Below are 19,982 nucleotides of genomic sequence, written 5' to 3'. Positions count from 1 at the left end.
ATAGAGCTGGATTACCCAGCTCTTAGATTTTCAATACGCTTTTCCAGCGGTGGATGGCTTGCAAATAGTTTTTGTATTTTCCCCGCGTTAATGGCAAAAGCGGCCATTTCATCAGGCATATCAGGGCTTCCTTGAAAGCTCTTCAATTTCCCTAAAGCAGCAATCATATTTGCCTTTCCTGCGAGTTTTGCACCACCTTCATCGGCTCTGAACTCTCTGTACCGAGAAAACCACATCACTAGGGTCATCGCTAAAAAGCCAAGAATAATTTCAGCAATAATAGAGACAATCCAAAAAGCCGGTCCATGACCTCTCTCTACTTTGAATACGACTCGATCAACAATGTGTCCTATAACCCGAGATAAGAAAACCACAAAGGTGTTCACAACCCCTTGAATTAACGTCATGGTTACCATATCACCGTTTGCTACGTGGCTAACTTCGTGAGCCAATACCGCTTCCACTTCATTTTTACTCATCTGCGCAAGGAGTCCGGTACTAACTGCGACTAACGCATTATTTCGATTCCAGCCAGTAGCAAAAGCATTAGGCGATGGGCTATTGAAAAGACCAACCTCAGGCATGCCTATTCCAGCCATTTCAGCTTGTCTACGCACGGTATCGACTAGCCAACGCTGGGTAGTATCGGACGGCTGTTCAATAACATGAACGCCCATAGACCGCTTAGCCATAAACTTAGATAAGAACAAAGAAATGAACGCGCCGCTAAAACCGATAACACCTGAATAGATCATTAACGCAGTTAGATCTAAATCAACCCCATTTTCTGCTAGTAAGCCTTGGAAACCAAAAAGGCTAAATGTCAGACTTAATAATGCAATAATGGCTATATTTGTGCCTAGAAATAGAAATATTCTTAACATTCAGTACTCCTTTAATACAGAGGGAATTCCCCACTGAATTTAGTTACCAGTAGTCACGGTTAGAAAAGTTAAGAAACAAATCCACCGATTGCTCTTAATATGGGTCTTTAGCTAAGTTGTGCAATATATATTAATACTATTTTTTAAAATTTTTAGATGTTTATTCATGTAAACTTAGACGAAATATTAGTTTTGCTTCAATTCATACAAACTAGCGTATCTACAAATATGGGAAATTTGTTATTATTTGACCTAGAATTGTCACTTATTGTTAGTTAGAACAGACTAAAAAGAGTTAAACTCTCTAAATAAGTCAGATTACAGCGAAGATAAATAACAATTACAAAGTAAATTGTTGTTCAGTATCAATAACTCGCTATAATTTGTTATTCTTTATTGAGCGTTAGAATTTAAATTTAGATCGTTGGAGATTATTGTGAAATTAAAAGCGTTGTTGAGCGTGTTAGTAGGAAGTTTGTTGATGTTTGCCGTACAAGCGCAAAACATGTCTGAGGAAGATATCAAATCCCGCATCGAACCTGTAGGTTCAGTTCATGTTGCAGGTGCGAAAGCCGACTCAGCAGCTGCTTCAGGCCCTCGCTCCGGTGAAGACATTTATAATACCGCTTGTTTCGCTTGTCATGCATCTGGCGTGCTAAACGCTCCCAAACTTCACGATGCAGCAGATTGGTCACCGCGTTTAGAAAAAGGGTTAGATGAAGTTTTGCATAACGCATTAAACGGACTCGGTTCTATGCCTCCAAGAGGAACCTGTGGCGATTGCTCAGATGATGATATTAAAGCAGCAATTGAATACATGATTGAAGGTGTCTAACTTTAGTTGGTTGTATTAGTGCAGGGTTCTTTGAAGTTAATCTTTTATCGGATTAAATGTATTGTCTAAAGACTTTGATACAGACCAATTAACTGTTGAGGAACTGCGGGAAATAATCCCACAACTTCAGCAGTTAACAGAAAAATATAAGCGCTCTGAGCATATTCAAAGAGCGCTTTTTGACATATCTGAATTAGCGGGTTCTATCAGCGAACTTTCACGCTTATATGCTGCTATTCATGACATCATCGGTCAATTCATGAATGCCCAAAACTTTTTCGTTGCACTCTACGAAAAAGACGATGAATTTGTAGAATTCCCATACTTTGTTGACCAATTCGATGAAAATGTCATTAAACAAATTCCCGCCAAAGATTTACTTGGTGGTATCGCCGGTTATATCCTAAAAACTGGCCAGCACTTAGTTTTAAGTGAAGAAAACTTCGAAGCAGAATCAAAAAAACGTAACTTCAAAACCATTGGGAAAACCCCCGTAGATCTGATTGGTGTCCCCCTAAAACGTGGCAATAAAGTCATTGGCGCAATGGTGGTTCAAAGTTACGACAAAGCGGTTCGATATGTAAAAGACGAACTAGACTTACTGTTATTTGTTTCGCAGCATATTGTAAATGCTCTAGATAGAGTCAAAAGCAGGGAATTAACAGAGCAAACAATTCGCGAAAGAACTAAGCAACTTCGTGAAATTAACGATGAACTTCAAGATGAGATTTTAGAACGTCAAAAAGTTGAATCTTTGCAACAAGCCCTTTTCGAAATTTCCGAAATCGCCGCTTCGGTGGAGGGGGAAATGTCTGATTTCTATGCTAGTTTACACGATATTCTAGCCAGACTACTGAGCGCTCCGAACTGTTATGTGGCGATAATTAACGAAAAAAATAACACCTTAGAGTTTCCCTATTACAGCGATGAATTAAATGATTTTATCAAGTCAAGACCAATGAGTAATGGCCTCACTGAGTTTGTCTTGCGTTCGGGTAAAGCAGAATTAATAGACGCCGAACGAGTCACTGATTTAGCGGTTGAAAACCAACTAGATCACACCACAGTCAATAACATGATTAAACATAACAACTCATGGATAGGCTCTCCTCTTTATGTGGATGGGGTTATCTCTGGGGTTATCGCGGTTCAAACCTACAGTAAAGATTCGAAGTACACCCTTAGAGATCTAGAGTTATTAAAATTCGTTTCTCACCATATTGCTGTTGCTATCGAGCGTAAACAAACGGCAGAAGCCATTCAAAAGTACAACGTACAACTCAGTCGCAAAGTCCGTGAACGCACAGACGAATTACACCAAACTAATTTGTATCTAAAGAAGCAAATTGAAGAGCGTAAAGAAATCGAATTAAAACTTATTCATGATGCACATCATGATGCACTCACTGGCCTCCCAAATAGAGTCATGTTTAACAGTCGACTGGAGTTAGCTGTTGCGAATAAAAACAGATATCCTGAACATCAATTTGCGGTTTTATTCATAGATTTAGATAGATTCAAACAAATCAATGATAGCTTAGGTCACCATACTGGCGATCAGTTCTTAATTGAAGTATCTAAACGTATCTCTAAATGCATCCGCGCTCACGACCTATTAGCGAGATTAGGCGGTGATGAGTTTGTTATTCTGTTAGATAGTTTTGACGACTTTAGTGATGTTGAGGAAGTAGCCAGTCGTATCATTCAAACTCTGTCTATTCCTTTCACCTTTGATAATAAAGAAATGTTCTCTGGTGCCAGTATTGGAATAGCAAATATTGAAAAGGGTTATGAAACCGCTGATGAATTGCTTCGGGATGCGGACGCGGCTATGTACCAGGCTAAAGCACTTGGTAGAGGGCGTTATGTGATATTCGATACGAGCATGCGTCAAAAATTACTGGAAGAACTGGAGTTAGAGAACGAATTCAGGAAAACCCTGAATGAAGAGAACTTCGATTCTCAAATTCAACCCATTGTAAATTTTCAAACGAATTCAGTGTTGTATCACGAATTTTTCGTGCGCTGGATCCATCCAACAATGGGTAAAATTAAACGCGAGAAGTTCTGGAAAGTTGCCCAAGGTAGCGGATTAACGGTAGAGATAGATAACTTTATGTTAGACCAAGCGGTTAAGATTCTACAGCACTGGAAGAAAGTCGGCGATAACGAAACACACCGCAAAATCGCCATTAATTTATCAATAAATCATTTATCCCAAACTCGATTAGTGAATCAAATAATTGAAAGAGTAAAAGCAACTAATATTGACCCTTCTAATTTAGTTTTTGAGTTTGATGAAAATGAACTTAATCTTCGCTCAACTTTTATGCTTCCAGCGATAAAAAAACTGAAACGTTCAGGTGTTACTCTGGTGTTAGATAACTTCGGGAGCGGACTTGCTTCTTTAAGCTACTTATATAGCTATCCATTTGATTACGTTAAGATTGATCATAAATTCGTCAAATCAATCACTCGCTCAAAGCGGAATTACAATTTAATTCGCTCAGTACTAGCCATATCCAGCCAGTTATCCTTTAAGCTTATTGCTGAAGGGATTGAAAATGAAGAACAATATAACGCGTTAGTGGATGCAGGATGCACTTTAGGTCAGGGCCACTTTATCGAGTCTCCCGTTAGCATGACGTCCGTTTTACAACAAAATTCACTTCCCGCTAGCTAAAATATTTCGTAAATTCGCGATACCAGTCTGACCTTTTTGTTGGCGAACTTCAGCACTATCTTTGACCTTTTTATGTTCCCAAATAATATCATCTTGAGGTAGCTCATATAGGAAACGACTTGGCTCAGGCTGAATCACCTCTCCGAATTGCCGACGTTCTTTACTCAAGGTAAAAAATAGCTCCTTTTGTGCTCGGGTAATACCGACATAAGTTAGCCGACGTTCCTCTTCGATATTATTTTCATCAATACTACTTTGATGTGGCAATAAGCCCTCTTCCATACCAACCATGAAAACATAAGGAAACTCGAGCCCTTTGGATGCATGTAATGTCATCAGTTGCACTTGATCTGATTCTTCGGCATCTTCATTGCGTTCCATCATATCTCGCAATATTAGTCGATTCACAACCTCAGACAAAGTCATTGGCGGATCTAACTCGTTTCCTTCGAGCATATCGCTTATCCAGCCAAAAAGAGTACTGATATTCGCCATTGCCATTTCAGCAGCTTTAGGACTGGTGCTCGACTCATATAGCCACTCTTCATACTGCATGGCCTTGATCATGCCACGAATCGCGGCAATACCGTCGCCACGAATAGCATTGTCTGAAGCCTCAACAATCCAGCGACTAAATGCCTCTATATTTTGCTGAGCTTTTCCACTTAAAACACTGTGCAACTGTGGGTGGCAAGCCGCTTCAAAAATAGAGCACCCCAACTGATTCGCGAAACTCCCCAACTTTTCTAAGCTAACACGTCCAATGCCGCGAGTTGGTGTATTGATAACCCGAAGTAGCGCGTTGTCATCATCCTGGTTGACTAGCAATCTTAGGTAAGCCATCAAATCTTTTACTTCAGTTCGACCGAAAAATGACATACCTCCATTTATTTTGTATGGAATACGATTACTCATCAGAATTTTTTCAAATAAGCGAGATTGGTGGTTTCCCCGATACAGAATTGCATAATCCTTGAATTGGGTATTCTTCATAAACTTGTGGGCGAGTAGTTCGGCAACCACGCGTTCTGCTTCATGCTCTTCATTTTTGGCAATCAACACTTTAAGAGGCTCACCATAACCTAATTCTGAGAACAATCGTTTTTCAAAAACATGGGGGTTATTTTGAATAAGAATATTTGCTGTATGTAGGATCCGTTCTGAAGAGCGATAATTTTGTTCTAGTTTTACCAACTTTAAGTTGGGAAAGTCTTGTTGTAAAAGGGCCAGGTTTTGTGGTCTAGCTCCACGCCACGAATAAATAGATTGATCATCATCACCCACAACCGTAAACCTAGCGCGTTCTCCAACTAACAACCTGACTAATTCATACTGACTAGTATTGGTATCTTGGTATTCATCAACCAACAGGTATTTAATTTTGTTTTGCCATTTTTGCCGCACCTCTTGGTTATTTTGCAATAACAAGGTTGGCATCAGTATCAAATCATCAAAGTCTAAGGCGTTATAGGCTTTAAGGTGGGTCTGATACTCATGGTAAACTTTTGCGAACTCTACTTCTCCAGGAGATAGCGCCCGCTTTTGCAACTGCTCAGGCAAAATTAAGTCGTTTTTCCAATTGGAAATACACGACTGCAATAAATTCAGCTGCTCTTTATCACCATCTAAAGAATCTTCAGTTAGGTCTTTTAACAACGCCATAGTGTCTTTGTCATCAAACAAAGAAAAGCCAGGTTTAATTCCCAAGCTACGGAACTCTGACTTTATGATATTCAGCCCCATGGTGTGGAAAGTAGAAACTTTGAGGCCCCGAGCATCTTTTTTGCCCATGGTTTGGGCTACACGTTCCTTCATTTCTCTAGCAGCTTTATTAGTAAAGGTTACCGCTGCAATTTGACGGGCAGGAATACCACATTCTTGTACCAAATAAGCGATTTTATTGGTAATAACTCGGGTTTTACCACTGCCCGCGCCGGCAAGCACTAAGCATGGTCCAGAGATAAATTTAACAGCTTGATTTTGACCGTCGTTGAGTTTCATGGGAGCGTCTTTTAAATATGGCCGGGAATTGTAAAAAAATAACAGTGGAATTACTAGCCTCGTCAGTCCAAATCAGCTGTTTTACTGCAAATGCAGCAACTTCAACACACCTCTGATACAATCATATTTTTATATGGAGACTCTACCCATGTTGGACCCAAAAAAACTGGAAGATATTGCGAAGCAAATCACCGATTCAATTCCACCAGGTGTAAAAACTATGGCTGAAGGGGCTGAAGCCAAGGTCAAACAAGTACTTCAATCCCAATTGAGCCGACTAGAATTTGTTAGCAGAGAGGAATTTGATGTACAAAGTCAGGTTCTTATTCGCACGCGGGAAAAGCTTGAAGCCTTAGAAGCTCGCCTAGAAAAATTAGAAAATCCGGCTCATTCTGCTGACGAAAATTAAGATATTTTCAACCGGAAGTTACAGCCAATAGTGGCAAAGCATGCCTATCGCGACAATCATTCCAGCATAGTGATTGTTTAGGAATGCTTGAAAACAATTGGCTCTGATTCGGTCTTTTATTAAATACTGTTGATAAATAAAAAGTCCAGCCATAACCAAAAGCGACATATACATTGGCCAAGTCATATTTAAGGTGTAGGCAACAAATCCAAGTAACACTAAGGTAACCAGTTGCGTAATGCCTATGGCTAATTTATCAGCTTGAGCAAATAACACTGCGGTAGACTTCACCCCAATCTGCAAATCATCATCTCGGTCTACCATGGCATATTCAGTATCATATCCCACTGTCCAAATAACATTGATAAAGAAAAGTACCCAGCCAATCCAATGAATTTGTTCATTTACTGCCATAAATGCCATAGGAATTGCCCAACTAAATGCCGCTCCAAGCACCACCTGTGGCAGATTGGTAAACCGCTTCATAAAGGGATAAATAGAAGCGAGTGCTAACGCACCAAATGACAAAAGTATGGTTTGGTAATTTAGAGTTAATACAAGTAAAAAGGAAATAGAGACAAGCACAGAAAAAAATAATATCGCCTCTTTCTCTGTCACTTCTCCACTAACTAACGGACGAGACTTAGTACGTTCAACTTTCCCGTCAACGTGGCGATCGGCGTAATCATTAATAACGCAACCTGCGCTGCGCATGGCAAAAACACCCGCAATAAACACGACCACTATTTCCAATGGAGGATAGCCCTCACCAGCGATTAACAACGCCCATAATGTTGGCCATAGCAATAAATAGCTGCCTATGGGTTTGTCCATACGAGCTAATCTAACAAAAGCGTTAAATTTACTTTTTGTCATATTGAACTCTGTTTGGAATAGGCTGGACAATCTGGTAAAAAAATCTCAGCCACCATTAACTGCAATTGGTTAAAGTCAAACAACGAACGACGCCCCCAAAGAGGTTGTTCTTCAGTTGCCCTAATGAAATCTGTAAAGTGTAACGTATTAGGCAGCTTCAACAATTGAAAGGGACTACGTGAAAATCGGCTATCATTGAAAATAATTTTTCCCAATGGTTTGCTACCTAATTCCGCCAAATCCATTTCGCACAATTGTTGCGGTAAGACTGACCGTGCAAATACCCAAGGCTGGCCGTTACCATATAAAATCACTTCTCTGACTTGCCACTGCAGATCTTGAGAGTGAGGATTATGGGAAGTTAATTGCGTTAACTCCTCAGATTCAGGCCGCATCTGCCGTTGCCCAATTAATTCAACCTTAAAATCTGCACAGTGTGATTGCAAACGTTCGGTAAGAGAACCTGTATCTAAAAGCCAGTTTTTCAAATAGGGATCAGCCACAGGTAAGTCATCTGCGGACACCCAATTTGCTGGAATTGAAACGGGAAAGTGAGTTTGTTGAATCAAAATTGCGCTAAGTCTATGAAAATGTGACGCTATCATACCAATAGCTGTTAACATACTGAAGACAATAGAGTGAGAAGATCTATAGTCACAGTGTAAAGATTGTAATTTTCACTTTATAACTAACAAATGCGTTAGATTAATTCTCAACACTTGTTAAACTAAAGTTATCTGCATTGGCTGTTAATGTCGCCAATGAATTTGATAATTATAAAATTCGAGACAACAATATGAAATCTGTGTTTTTTGCGTGTATTTTAGCGATTACTTCAAGTCAATTTATCGGTTCAGCTCAAGCTCAATCGAATTTTGCGTACTATGGCTTGGAACCAGATATTGTCACCAATTTTTTAGGTTCGAATGCGACCAATTTAGGTTTTGTTCGCACTACGATAGAGCTAATGTTAGAAGATGCTGATTACATTGAAGCTATTGAACATCATTCTCCATTATTACGCGCGACTGTAATTGACATACTTGGTAGGCAACCTAAAGATAAAGTAAAGTCTCTTACTGGTAGAGAGGATTTCCGCAGAAGCAGTCTAGAGCAACTAAGAGAATTGATGGAGAAGGAAACCGGCAAGCCTATGATAAAAGACATCATCATCACTAAGTTTATTGTTCAAGGCGGATAAATGATCCCCCGATACACGAATAGATTAGCGACGTTTTAGGGTGTTTTGGGTAAAAAACACATAGCACCAGGCAATAGCACAACCACAGACTAATCCTAATGTATGGGCAGTATTGGCAACCGACACCCACAATAAATCAACATAGCCTAAAACCAACCATATTAGCGAAAAACCTATAATATAGTTAGGCAAAGCAAGTCCCCATTGAGGTCTAAGCCAAACACACCACCAAACAAAGCCGATAATTCCGTAAACAACACCAGACAATCCACCAAAATCAGGGCCTGACATTAACAATTGACCAATGTTAGGAATAATTGCGGTTACAATGAAAATCAATAGTAACGTACTAGAACCAAACTTTTGTTCGATGCCTTTACCAGCCAGCCACCACCAAAGCAGATTAAAGATAATGTGCATTTCATCAAAGTGAATAAATGCAGGGGTGATGGTGCGCCACCATTGTCCAGTTTCAACGAGTAAAGACCATGGCAGCAACATCATATTTTCTCTTACCCAAATAAAGCCACCAGCGATTGAACTAAGGTAAACGAGTATACAAATCCCCATGATCAACCACGTAACCGGAGTTTGCTGAAACATACTCCAACTTATTTTTGGAAATACCGACTGCCGAGCTTCTCGTGCCTCACGAAAAATTTGCTGTTCCGTTTCCCAAGCTCGTTGCTGATATTTAGGATCAGTTGGATTATCAACAAATTCTTTAACGATAAAAGCGGCTTCCTGGAGACAAGAAGGGTCATCTAACAAAACTTGATGATTGAGATCACCTTCCGTGTAAGCATAGCTAGCTGGAATATTCTGACTGATTAAATAAGTAACCAACAGCAATGCTGGACTTTCATGGCCAAAACTAACTAATTCAAGTGATTTGCTCAAAATTTTATTCTGCGTCCCCGGTTACGAAAGGTAAGCTAGCTCTCCAGGCCTCGAAACCACCATCCATACTATAAACTTGTTCAAAGCCCTGATGGATCAAGAATTGTGCGGCTTGCTGACTACTAATACCGTGATAACAACAAACGATAACAGGCGTTTCGAACTCCGTTTCTGACATAAATTGCTGCAAACTACCATTAGTTAAATGTACTGCACCTTCAACATGACCAGCTGCAAATGATTGCTCATCACGAATATCGACTAATCTCGCTTTTTTATCAGCCAAAAGCCCTTGCGTTTGCTCTACGGAAATATGTTCAAACTGCTCCAAATCGCCCCCTTATCTACTTTTTATTGTTTATGCTTACCAATTTAAAATTACTTTACCCGATTTGCCCGATTCCATTGCATCAAAACCTTGTTGAAAGTCATCGATATCAAACTGATGGGTAATTATGGGATCTAAGTTCAGTCCGGACTGCAATAGACTTGCCATTTTATACCAAGTTTCGAACATTTCACGACCATAAACACCTTTTATGATTAGGCCTTTAAAAATCACTTGGTTCCAATCTATCGCCACATCCTTTGGTGGGATACCTAACATCGCAACTTTACCACCATTGTTCATTTTAGCTAGCATATCTCGTAATGCGGAAGGGACACCTGACATTTCAAGACCAACGTCAAACCCTTCAGACATCCCTAGCTCTTGCATCACCTCTTCTAAGCTTTGATTGGCAACATTCACCGCGCGTGTTGCCCCCATTTTATTAGCTAAGTCTAAGCGATAATCATTGATATCGGTAATAACCACGTGCCGTGCACCAACATGTTTAGCCACAGCAGCCGCCATAATACCAATGGGGCCAGCGCCGGTAATCAACACGTCTTCGCCGACTAAATCAAATGACAAAGCGGTATGAACTGCGTTGCCAAAAGGGTCGAAAATCGACGCCAGTTCGTCACTAATGTTGTCGGGGATTTTAAATGCATTAAATGCAGGGATCACCAGATATTCCGCAAAAGCACCTGGACGATTGACACCCACACCTTCGGTATTGCGACAAAGGTGGCGTCTACCAGCACGACAGTTTCGACAGTGACCACAAGTTATGTGCCCCTCTCCTGAAACTCTGTCCCCTGGTTTAAAACCCCGAACTTCTTGCCCCATTTCAACCACAACACCCACATACTCATGACCAACAATCATAGGCACAGGGATCGTTTTTTGTGACCAATCGTCCCACTGATAAATATGCATGTCCGTGCCGCAAATTGCGGTTTTATTAATTTTGATTAAAAGATCATTGTGACCGACCTCAGGTACCGGAGCATCGTTCATCCAAATCCCTTTTTCAGGGTAAAGTTTAGCTAATGATTTCATTGGATCACCTTTAATTCCCTGCCTACATCGATAAAGGCATCAATTGCCTGATCAACTTGTTCGATTGTATGAGCGGCAGACATTTGAGTGCGAATTCTAGCTTGCCCTTTAGGCACAACTGGAAAAGAAAATCCAACTACATACACGCCACGTTCTAACATTTTATCCGCCATTTCACTGGCCAATTTGGCATCGCCCAACATTACAGGAATAATTGCATGGTCTTTGCCTGACAAGGTGAATCCAGCTTTCTCCATACGAGTGCGGAAGTGCTTAGCATTTCGATTAAGTTGTTGACGCAATTCATGACCTTGCTCAAGCATTGAAAACACTTTGAGTGACGCTGCGACAATCGGAGGCGCAACAGAATTAGAAAAAAGATAAGGACGAGAACGTTGACGTAGCCAATCAATCACTTCCTTTTTACCTGAGGTGTAACCTCCAGATGCACCACCTAGTGCTTTTCCGAGGGTGCCGGTAATAATATCGACTCGTCCCATAACATCGTTATATTCATGGCTCCCACGTCCATTTTCTCCGACAAAGCCAGTAGCATGGCAATCATCCACCATAACCATTGCATCGTATTTGTCAGCCAAATCGCAAATACTATGTAAATCAGCTATCACACCATCCATAGAGAAAACGCCATCAGTGGCAATAAGTTTGAAACGAGCGCCGTCTTTTTCAGCTTGGATTAATTGCGCTTCTAATGCTTGCATATCGTTATTAGCGTAACGATAGCGCTTAGCTTTGCATAGGCGCACGCCATCAATGATACTGGCGTGATTCAAAGCATCTGAGATAATGGCATCTTCAGGGCCCATGATAGTCTCGAATAGTCCCCCATTCGCATCAAAACACGATGGATACAAGATGGTATCTTGCATTCCTAAAAAATCACTGATTTTTTGTTCCAACTGCTTATGAATATCTTGAGTTCCGCAGATAAAACGCACTGAAGCCATGCCAAAACCATGTTCATCTAATCCCACCTTTGCCGCGTCAATTAAAGACTGATGATTGGCTAAACCAAGATAATTATTGGCACAAAAATTAAGTACATGCTTGTCATTTTGCACCACAATATCAGCCTTCTGAGCAGAAGTGATAACACGTTCGGATTTGTACAGCCCATCGTGTTTAACTTGTTCGATTTGCTGACTTAGATGTTGATAAAATGCTTGGCTCATGATGCCCCCAAATGAATTAGATGGCGCTATATTAAAAGATATTTTCTTAAGATAATATGGTTCATCACTGCTTTAATGTTAATTATTAGATAAACCGTTGTGTAATGTTTTAATTACATAATCAGGAGAAGGGATTAGATTCAAGATGGGAGCTAACGACTTTCACCGTCTAAGGCAAGTATTATTCAGACTGGCCATATTGCCAGATTCCATTTTTACAATACTTTTGTAATTCCTCAAACAACAAATCCTCGGGAATAGGTTTAGCAATATAAAAACCTTGAGCCATATTACAATCAAACTGCTTAAGCAGATCTATTTGCAATTGCTCTTCAATTCCTTCAGCTATCACTTTCATTTTTAAGTTTTGCACCATGGATACCGTAGAAGACACAATCTGCCTGTCAGAATCATTGGTAAGCATGCCATCAATAAAAGCCCGATCTATTTTAATAAAAGTCGCAGGCATAGTTTTTAAATAACTTAATGATGAATAGCCAGTGCCGAAGTCATCAATAGAGATTAAAAAGCCTTTATCTATTAATGATTGCATAATATCGGTGGTACGTTGAATATCGTTTACCAACGTCCGTTCAGTTAACTCCAATTCAATCAAACTGGGTTTTAATCCGGAACTATTAATCTTCTCTTCCAAATACGGGACTAAATCAGGATCGAGGAATTGAATACCTGCTAAGTTGATGGCTATTTTAAGCTCAGGATATCCGTTTTGTCTAAACCCTTGAAGAAGATCAAAGGCATTTTCAATACACCAATACCCTAAAGTAAGCATAAACTCGGTATTTTCCAAAATAGGGATAAAGTATCCTGGTGAAACAGGCCCCCTGTCAGGATGATTCCATCGCAACAATGCCTCAAAGCCCATTAAACGCCCAGTTTTCAATTCTATTTGTGGTTGCAACGAAAAACTAAAATTATCATTTATTAAGGCTATTCTAGCTTCATCTTCTAGGGCGACCTTATCGATAGCGTTTTTCGACATGGATTCAATATACAACTTAATGCAATTCCCACCATCACCTTTAGCGTGGTACATGGCAATGTCTGCACAACGAATCAGCTCATTAACATTGGTTTCTGCCGAGCTTGTATGGGCGAATCCAACACTAGTAGACACATAAAAACGTAACTGAGCTACATTAATTGGGGCTCTGAAGCGGTCGAGGAGTTTCTCGGCCACTTTGATAGCACTTTTTATGTCTTCTACATTATTCAATAATATGGCAAATTCATCCCCACCAAGGCGACACACGATACCGTTATCATCAACAACGCTTTGAAAGCGACTTGCCGCTTCCCTTAATAGTTCATCACCAATAGTATGTCCGTAACTATCATTAACTTTCTTAAAATCATCTAGGTCGAACATCATTAGTACTATGAATTTTTCACTCTCAACTAACTTTGCTAAGGCCTCCTTGATTTTGATAACCAACATATTTCGATTCGGCAGATTTGTTAGTTGATCATACATGGCCATTTTTTCAAGTTCGTTGGTTTTAGTGGACACTTCTTCATCAAGCTGTTCAAGGCGATCAGCTAATTTATTAGCGGATTCATTAAGGGTATCGAGTTCATCTTCATAATAGTGTTCAGTCACTCGGCTTTTGAGTCTAAATTGTTGATAATCTCGCAATGCTAACAATGGTAAGCGCTCAGTAAAATCAACTAAGCGTTTGCGAACATTGTTACTAATCAGATAAAACAACAACATGGCCAAAACAAAAACAATGGATGCAACTATGATTATGGTTTGTTTATAGGCCAAATGAGCCACCATCATTGGCGTAATGTCATAAGCAGCTAAAATGTAATCGTCATCCGCACTGGTTGTCGACATGGGGATGACGACTACAAAATAATGATTATCTTCAAGGGTTAGTGGTGCGCCTTTAACAAGAAGCTCATCGATAGTTAAATCGTTAGGAAATGCATTAATCAACGATTTAAATAAAGCTTGATGTTTACCTGCTAGGGGCTCTCTTATTTCAATATCTTGCGCGTTTTTAGTCTGGCGATTAAAAGGAATATATGAAAGGGCAAGGGTGGCATCTGTTGACTGATTGAGAAAGGCTAAGGTATCGATAAGACTTAAACTTAATGTAATAACAGCGGTGTTTCCATCAGCCTGAAGCAGAGGAATAGATAAAATTTGTGAACAAAGACGCTCACAAAACGTTCTTTCCTTAGAGACCTGATTTTCGAAAACATATTCAGTATTTTTTTGTATGTGCTGCGGTACTTGGGATACAGAAGAGAAAATTATATTTTTTTGATGATCAAAAAGCCAACCTTGTTCAACTTGCATGTTCAATTGCAAAAATTCAAACCGGGAAGAAAAGGTATTGCCTAACGCCCTAATCGGTTGAGACTCGTTCTGATGCAGTTGAACCAATATTTCAACCCAAGATTCAATGCGGCTGAGAGACATTTTATTCAGTAGTAGATATTGGCTTTGGTTTTGGTGCTTAATTTCTTGTTGTTTGAGTAAAAAATCCTGGTTGGTTTTCTGTAACCACAGAAAAGACATGGATATACCTAATGTTAAAAGAAATATTAACAATAACAGTAGCATTTTGTTTGTGAGGCTAAGAAAAGGCTTCATAATTAGAACCAATGGGCGAGTTGCACACCCCAAATATTCCAATATTTACGGTCATTTTGCATTGTATTAGGCATAAAAACAGGTGCTAAACGACCTGTCCCTTTAACCCGGTGAAATTCAGCTTGTAGCTGCCAATCATCTGCAAATGTCCAACTCACTCCTAAGGTAAATTGGTCTTGAAATCCAAAGTATGCGGGGACTTCACCATTAGATTGTGCTGCTCGGGCTTCGCCATCCCGGTCATTCCTATCTAAATCAAATATGTCTAATCGAGTGGTTAAAGCCAGATCCTTATTGATAAAATAGCGCCCTTGGATGTAGCCCCCCTCAGCTTGAGTGTTAGTGTTAAATCCTGCAAAAAACAAATTAGAATATACGCTTCTTTCTCTAAACAATTCGACTGCCAATAACCAATTTTGGGTCTCATAGGTTCCCTGCAGAATTAGCCGTTGAACTTGTCCTTCACCATTGATAAAAAAGTCTTCATCACCACTATTATATTCGAATTTAGAATCCAACAAACCAGCACTCAATCTCAAAGCCTGATCATACCAAACCAAGTTACCTTGATGTACGAATTTTTGCTCAATGTCGCCTGTGGCAATAGGTGCGATTAAATTTTTAGTTTGCTCTTCGCTAATTGGCGAGCTTCCATAGCTCCAATTAAACTCCCAGTCCCCCCAGGCATTGCTTGTGTTGGCAACAACAGCCGCCCCATCCACACCTAAGGCAACATCTCGAAATGCGTCAAAATAGATAGATTGAGGCAATATGATGGTAGGTCTTGTATGGGGTACATCTCGCGTGGACGAATATAGCCAGTGATAATTTTTCACTCGACCTAGATGCACATTAACTTGCCAATCTAAATTGGTAATAGCTCGCCAATCAAGAAAAAGATAATCGACACGTAAACCTTCTGGATAACGGTTACCGCCATTTAAATAGACAACCTGTCCTGCCAATCGAAAGTTAGAGTTTTCTAAGGTATATGAGCCATTTAGGCCCACCTCCGTTAGTTTGAGGGTAATATCGCCATCATCATCAATATAGTTAGAATGTTCTCCTTGAATAATTCCCTGTGCAACAAACCCTCGCCAATTGAAATTATCTGAACTTTTCGCAGCAAACGAAGCAGTCAAAAGGATAAACCCCAGTAGAACTAGCAAATTAACCGATATTTTCATTTGCTATTCTCCATAATCCGTATTGTTTTAACGCTTTCAGTACTAGAGCCGTCAAGCATATACCCTATAGCACCGGGTGTGGTACTCACTTTTTTTAGCATTTCTTGGACGTTGTCTAGCTCAATAGGTTTATCTCCTAACCCTGAGTAAGCTAGCTTATTCCAAAGCCTTTCGATTTGATAAGGGAACATTCTAAGCACATTTTTACAAAGAGCTTGATGAGTAGGGTTTTCGGTTTTCAACACGAACACAGTAATAGCCTGGCCATCAGGCCAAACCGTTTGTCTCATGGAAAATATTTTGCGCAATTGAGCAGGAGTTAATTCTTCAGTCTTAACATCAATGTTCACAATAACATTGACTGTCCTGTCTTCTGCAAAAGCCGCAGTTGCTAACATGGTCATTAAAATAAAAGTGACGTTAGCCAATCTACTTAACAATCCTTTCCCCTTTCCTCTAAAAGCAGGATTTCTCCTGAGAAATTAAGATTAGTTTATGTTTTTAGAACTTGCGCATGCTTTTTTAGGTTAATATTAGTTTTGACTACTTTTTTTAACCCTTTCGGCTAAAAAGTAATAGTTAACAGTAAAATAACGACTTTATATAAACATATTCTACTAGAGTATAATATTTACCAGCATGACTCAATCACTGATGCCGCAATCTATCAAGCTAAAAATTAGCCGTTGGCTCTATTCTTTAATCTTGTTCTGCGCCATTCCTATTTTATTTATACACTGGTTAATCAAATTTAGTTTTCGCAAAAAACATTTTAATTTGCATCGTTTAAATCGCTTCGCTATTTATCCTCAAAAAGTTAGACAAAGCGAAATTTTAATTCATTGTGTTTCCGTGGGAGAAGTAGCTGTAGCTGCTCGCTTAATCGATACCTTGTTAATTGCCAGCCCCACACTAAGTGTAACTGTTACTACCACCACCCCAACGGGTGCGGCTAACGTGAAGAACTTATTAGGTGAGAAAGTACAGCACCTGTATTTACCCATTGACCTAGGGTGGATGATGAGTCGGTTGTTCAATCAAGTCCGCCCTAAAAAAGTGCTGGTTGTGGAAGTAGAGTTATGGCCAAATATGATAAGACAGTGTGCTAAAAAGCATATCCCAATATTGTTAATCAACGGCAGAATGACCGATCGCTCTGTTCGCGGTTACCAGAAACTATCACTTTTGATTGCGCCTATGCTGCAATCCATCAACCATGTGTGCGTCCAATCCCAGAGAGATTATGATAATTACTTGAGCTTGGGCGTTCCTGCCCATAAACTGACAATTACTGGCAATATCAAGTTTGAATTAGACAATAGCATTAGCGGGATTGCTGAACCTTTAGTTTCTCAGTTTAAGGCTGAAAATAGAAAAATACTGATTGCTGGAAGTACCCACGACCCTGAGGAAAAGATTCTACTCGATGCAGCGAAATCCCTCATTGGTCAGTTTCCTGAATTGTTATTAATGATAGTTCCGCGCCACCCTCAACGTTTTGACAAAGTCTATGAACTACTCAAAAACGCCGGTTTAAATATCATGAGAACATCACAAAAAAGCCTGCCTCAGGAGCAAAACTTACAGCCTCATATTGACATTGTTTTAGTCGACCAAATGGGAGTTTTAACTGACCTATATCATTACGCAGACTTCGCATTTATCGGCGGCAGCATAGCAGTAAGGGGTGGACACAATCCACTGGAAGCGGCTGTAGCGGGTATTCCGACAATGATGGGAAATAGCACCCATAATAACCCCGTTATATGTGAAGCGCTGAAAACCAGTGGTAATCTATTTTCTGTAAATAGTAGTGAAGATGTTGTGCAAACCGTGCGTCACTGGTTGATTGATGAAAACGCACGTATTGCCGCCGGTCAGAAAGGGTATGATGTGGTCAAAGCTAACAAAGGTGCGCTGCAAAGAACCATTGCATTAATCGATGCTCATTAACCTCGAAGCGATAAGACTTCATCCACTTTCGCTTTGACCCTTTCCACTTCGATGAATTTCATTAAATCTTGACCTTTTGCCCGAGTCCCCCAAGGTAGTTGCTGCCAGGTTTTTCCTGTTTGCTGTAAAATCATCTCATCATAAACAGATACCACGTATTGCAAACTCGAATAAGGGCCGGTTCTGCGCGGGTTACTATGTGCGTAAAGCCCAATTACCTGGGTACCCACAGCCGTGGCCATGTGTGCAGGACCGGTATCAGGAGCAACAACTAAATTCGCATATTTAAGCACTGCAAGCATTTGCTTTAGGGACGTTTTGCCGATTAGGTTGGTCACTTTGTGCTGACAATGGGATGCTATTTGCTCACCTAGGCTTTTATCTAAATCAGCAGGTCCGCCGCACAATACAACTTGCATTCCTTTTTGAGTTAAATAATCAGCGATAGCCGCGTAGCGCTCTGGCAACCAATTTCTTTCAGCTTTGCTAGCCGCGGGACTGATCACTGCATAAGATTTTAGCTCAGCATGTAAATCTTGAGCCATTGCTTGCTCGTCTACACTCATTGGAATAGACCAACTCAATTGGTTAGTTGCTGGTACTCCAATGCTATCGGCAAAGCCCATAAACCCTTCTAATACATGGGCATGCTGCTGAGGGGCAATACGCTGATTAGCAAATAACCAATGTAATTCTTTGCTTCGCGCCCAATCAAAACCTATCTTTGTTTCTGCATTAATGAGTCTAGCCGCCCAGTTAGCTCTAAAGGCCACCTGCATCAAAAACAAAGCGTCAAACTTTTCCCCATTCAGATCATCTTTTAATTTGGAATAAGCTTCTTTACCCATTTTTTTATCAAAAATGATGAAACGGACGTTTGGCATATCTTTCAACAACTGATATTCCACCTTACCGATAATCCAAGTAATTTGAATATTAGGAGCATGTTTGACGATACGATCAACCATAGCTACGGCATGGCAGACATCACCAATTGCGGATAGACGCAGTAGACAGAGTTTTTGGACATTCACAATAGTAAATTCGATTGCTGCTGTAATATGGGTGCAATTTCATTACAATTCATACCATTACACAAGGGCGAATCAGAATTTATATGACAGATTTAAAGCAAACCAATGAAAAAGGGGAAATAATCCAGTTTAATCCTGAGTTTTTGCCTAATTGTCAGTCAAATTACTTTTCCCCCGAGTTTTGGCAACAACGAAACGCGATTATTGGCTCGGCGACGGGTAGAGGTACCACGTATTTTATCCAAACCCAGCATCACCAGTTAGTGCTCAGGCACTATCGTCGTGGAGGCATGATTGGTAAATTACTCAGCGATCAGTATCTGTATTTAGGTATTGAATCTACTCGCGCAGTCAAAGAGTTTAATTTATTAGACAAGATGAATAACATGGGTTTACCTGCCCCCACACCTGTTGCCTACCGAGTACGTAAAACAGGGATTTACTACCAAGCTGATTTAATTAGCCTGAAAATTGAAAATGCCAAAGATGTACACCACATTTTGCAAACGCGGCCATTAACGGAGTCAGAATGGACAGAGATAGGTAAAACCATAGGGCTGTTTCACCAGCATCAAATTTATCATCACGATTTAAATATTCACAACATCATGCTGGATGACATGGGAAAAGTGTGGCTAATTGATTTCGATAAATGTGCAGAACAAAGCGGGAATGCTTGGAAGCAGCAAAATTTAGACAGGCTACTAAGATCGTTGAAAAAAGAAAAAAATAAAATTGTTAACTTTCATTTTGAACAGCAAGACTGGTCATTTTTGATAAACAGTTACCAAGCAGATTAACGACTTCAGCTTT

Annotated in this window: 18 protein-coding genes; 6 read left to right on the top strand and 12 right to left on the bottom strand. The window is 40.1% G+C overall.

Annotated elements, in window-relative coordinates; genetic code table 11:
* Nucleotides 1-11: 11 nt before the first annotated feature.
* Nucleotides 12-884, bottom strand: a complete 873-nt coding sequence (gene htpX / locus ACYVIL_RS02875; protein ID WP_460311491.1) for a protease HtpX — start codon at nucleotides 882-884, stop codon at nucleotides 12-14.
* Between the two features lie 436 nt (nucleotides 885-1,320).
* Here htpX and ACYVIL_RS02870 point away from each other — a divergent pair, with 436 nt between their 5' ends.
* Nucleotides 1,321-1,719 (top strand): c-type cytochrome, encoded by a 399-nt coding sequence (locus ACYVIL_RS02870; RefSeq protein ID WP_303472961.1) that lies wholly within the window; start codon nucleotides 1,321-1,323, stop codon nucleotides 1,717-1,719.
* Between the two features lie 61 nt (nucleotides 1,720-1,780).
* Complete coding sequence (locus tag ACYVIL_RS02865) at nucleotides 1,781-4,402, top strand: sensor domain-containing phosphodiesterase (protein WP_460311490.1); 2,622 nt, start codon at nucleotides 1,781-1,783, stop codon at nucleotides 4,400-4,402.
* On the opposite strand, the gene rep is transcribed toward ACYVIL_RS02865, so the two are convergent.
* Complete coding sequence (gene rep, locus ACYVIL_RS02860; protein WP_303472956.1) at nucleotides 4,385-6,403, bottom strand: DNA helicase Rep; 2,019 nt, start codon at nucleotides 6,401-6,403, stop codon at nucleotides 4,385-4,387. The two genes, ACYVIL_RS02865 and rep, sit on opposite strands and share 18 nt — an antisense overlap.
* Nucleotides 6,404-6,551: 148 nt before the next feature.
* On the opposite strand from rep, the gene ubiK reads away from it, so the two are divergent.
* Nucleotides 6,552-6,812, top strand: coding sequence for a ubiquinone biosynthesis accessory factor UbiK (gene ubiK, locus ACYVIL_RS02855; protein ID WP_303472954.1), 261 nt, complete (start codon nucleotides 6,552-6,554; stop codon nucleotides 6,810-6,812).
* A gap of 18 nt (nucleotides 6,813-6,830) precedes the next feature.
* Here the strand turns inward: ubiK and ubiA are convergent, their stop codons facing one another.
* Together ubiA and ACYVIL_RS02845 are read right to left on the bottom strand one after the other, a co-directional pair.
* Entirely contained in the window at nucleotides 6,831-7,688 is an 858-nt protein-coding gene (ubiA, locus tag ACYVIL_RS02850) for a 4-hydroxybenzoate octaprenyltransferase (RefSeq protein ID WP_460311489.1), read from the bottom strand.
* On the bottom strand, nucleotides 7,685-8,311 hold the full coding sequence (locus ACYVIL_RS02845; RefSeq protein ID WP_460311488.1) for a chorismate--pyruvate lyase family protein: 627 nt from the start codon (nucleotides 8,309-8,311) through the stop codon (nucleotides 7,685-7,687). The genes ubiA and ACYVIL_RS02845 overlap by 4 nt, the downstream gene beginning before the upstream one ends.
* A gap of 173 nt (nucleotides 8,312-8,484) precedes the next feature.
* Here ACYVIL_RS02845 and ACYVIL_RS02840 point away from each other — a divergent pair, with 173 nt between their 5' ends.
* Complete coding sequence (locus ACYVIL_RS02840; RefSeq protein ID WP_303473373.1) at nucleotides 8,485-8,889, top strand: flagellar basal body-associated protein FliL; 405 nt, start codon at nucleotides 8,485-8,487, stop codon at nucleotides 8,887-8,889.
* Nucleotides 8,890-8,913: 24 nt separating this feature from the next.
* Here ACYVIL_RS02840 and glpG read toward each other — a convergent pair whose 3' ends face one another.
* The 7 genes from glpG to ACYVIL_RS02805 all read right to left on the bottom strand — a co-directional run bounded on the left by glpG (nucleotide 8,914) and on the right by ACYVIL_RS02805 (nucleotide 16,622).
* The gene (glpG, locus tag ACYVIL_RS02835) at nucleotides 8,914-9,789 is read right to left on the bottom strand and encodes a rhomboid family intramembrane serine protease GlpG (RefSeq protein ID WP_460311487.1); all 876 of its coding nucleotides are present in this window, start codon (nucleotides 9,787-9,789) and stop codon (nucleotides 8,914-8,916) included.
* Nucleotides 9,790-9,793: 4 nt separating this feature from the next.
* On the bottom strand, nucleotides 9,794-10,120 hold the full coding sequence (glpE, locus tag ACYVIL_RS02830; RefSeq protein WP_303472946.1) for a thiosulfate sulfurtransferase GlpE: 327 nt from the start codon (nucleotides 10,118-10,120) through the stop codon (nucleotides 9,794-9,796).
* A gap of 33 nt (nucleotides 10,121-10,153) precedes the next feature.
* Nucleotides 10,154-11,176 carry an L-threonine 3-dehydrogenase gene (gene tdh, locus ACYVIL_RS02825; RefSeq protein ID WP_303472944.1) on the bottom strand — a complete coding sequence of 341 codons (1,023 nt, stop codon included), beginning with the start codon at nucleotides 11,174-11,176 and terminating at the stop codon, nucleotides 10,154-10,156.
* Nucleotides 11,173-12,369, bottom strand: coding sequence for a glycine C-acetyltransferase (locus ACYVIL_RS02820; protein ID WP_303472942.1), 1,197 nt, complete (start codon nucleotides 12,367-12,369; stop codon nucleotides 11,173-11,175). The genes tdh and ACYVIL_RS02820 overlap by 4 nt, the downstream gene beginning before the upstream one ends.
* 181 nt (nucleotides 12,370-12,550) lie before the next feature.
* Nucleotides 12,551-14,920, bottom strand: a complete 2,370-nt coding sequence (locus ACYVIL_RS02815) for a putative bifunctional diguanylate cyclase/phosphodiesterase (RefSeq protein ID WP_460311486.1) — start codon at nucleotides 14,918-14,920, stop codon at nucleotides 12,551-12,553.
* 77 nt (nucleotides 14,921-14,997) lie between these two features.
* Complete coding sequence (locus tag ACYVIL_RS02810) at nucleotides 14,998-16,182, bottom strand: TonB-dependent receptor (protein WP_460311485.1); 1,185 nt, start codon at nucleotides 16,180-16,182, stop codon at nucleotides 14,998-15,000.
* Nucleotides 16,179-16,622, bottom strand: a complete 444-nt coding sequence (locus ACYVIL_RS02805) for a type 2 periplasmic-binding domain-containing protein (protein WP_303472936.1) — start codon at nucleotides 16,620-16,622, stop codon at nucleotides 16,179-16,181. The genes ACYVIL_RS02810 and ACYVIL_RS02805 overlap by 4 nt, the downstream gene beginning before the upstream one ends.
* A gap of 337 nt (nucleotides 16,623-16,959) precedes the next feature.
* Here ACYVIL_RS02805 and ACYVIL_RS02800 point away from each other — a divergent pair, with 337 nt between their 5' ends.
* Entirely contained in the window at nucleotides 16,960-18,135 is a 1,176-nt protein-coding gene (locus tag ACYVIL_RS02800) for a 3-deoxy-D-manno-octulosonic acid transferase (protein WP_460311484.1), read from the top strand.
* Here ACYVIL_RS02800 and ACYVIL_RS02795 read toward each other — a convergent pair.
* Nucleotides 18,132-19,169 carry a glycosyltransferase family 9 protein gene (locus ACYVIL_RS02795; RefSeq protein ID WP_460311483.1) on the bottom strand — a complete coding sequence of 346 codons (1,038 nt, stop codon included), beginning with the start codon at nucleotides 19,167-19,169 and terminating at the stop codon, nucleotides 18,132-18,134. The two genes, ACYVIL_RS02800 and ACYVIL_RS02795, sit on opposite strands and share 4 nt — an antisense overlap.
* 83 nt (nucleotides 19,170-19,252) lie before the next feature.
* Here ACYVIL_RS02795 and ACYVIL_RS02790 point away from each other — a divergent pair, with 83 nt between their 5' ends.
* Nucleotides 19,253-19,969 (top strand): 3-deoxy-D-manno-octulosonic acid kinase, encoded by a 717-nt coding sequence (locus tag ACYVIL_RS02790; RefSeq protein WP_303472930.1) that lies wholly within the window; start codon nucleotides 19,253-19,255, stop codon nucleotides 19,967-19,969.
* Nucleotides 19,970-19,982 lie beyond the last annotated feature (13 nt).

The organism is Aliiglaciecola aliphaticivorans, assembly GCF_054782055.1.
Note: the sequence above shows the minus strand (reverse complement) of the source record. Positions and strands in the feature narration are given on the sequence as shown.

What these genes read in the sequence shown, in the direction of transcription:
- rep (WP_303472956.1), bottom strand. Translation starts at nt 6,403, where the DNA reads ATGAAACTCAACGACGGTCAAAATCAAGCTGTTAAATTTATCTCTGGA.
- tdh (WP_303472944.1), bottom strand. Translation starts at nt 11,176, where the DNA reads ATGAAATCATTAGCTAAACTTTACCCTGAAAAAGGGATTTGGATGAAC.
- ubiA (WP_460311489.1), bottom strand. Translation starts at nt 7,688, where the DNA reads ATGACAAAAAGTAAATTTAACGCTTTTGTTAGATTAGCTCGTATGGAC.
- ACYVIL_RS02840 (WP_303473373.1), top strand. Translation starts at nt 8,485, where the DNA reads ATGAAATCTGTGTTTTTTGCGTGTATTTTAGCGATTACTTCAAGTCAA.
- ACYVIL_RS02815 (WP_460311486.1), bottom strand. Translation starts at nt 14,920, where the DNA reads ATGTCTTTTCTGTGGTTACAGAAAACCAACCAGGATTTTTTACTCAAA.
- ubiK (WP_303472954.1), top strand. Translation starts at nt 6,552, where the DNA reads ATGTTGGACCCAAAAAAACTGGAAGATATTGCGAAGCAAATCACCGAT.
- ACYVIL_RS02790 (WP_303472930.1), top strand. Translation starts at nt 19,253, where the DNA reads ATGACAGATTTAAAGCAAACCAATGAAAAAGGGGAAATAATCCAGTTT.
- ACYVIL_RS02810 (WP_460311485.1), bottom strand. Translation starts at nt 16,182, where the DNA reads ATGAAAATATCGGTTAATTTGCTAGTTCTACTGGGGTTTATCCTTTTG.
- htpX (WP_460311491.1), bottom strand. Translation starts at nt 884, where the DNA reads ATGTTAAGAATATTTCTATTTCTAGGCACAAATATAGCCATTATTGCA.
- ACYVIL_RS02845 (WP_460311488.1), bottom strand. Translation starts at nt 8,311, where the DNA reads ATGTTAACAGCTATTGGTATGATAGCGTCACATTTTCATAGACTTAGC.
- ACYVIL_RS02820 (WP_303472942.1), bottom strand. Translation starts at nt 12,369, where the DNA reads ATGAGCCAAGCATTTTATCAACATCTAAGTCAGCAAATCGAACAAGTT.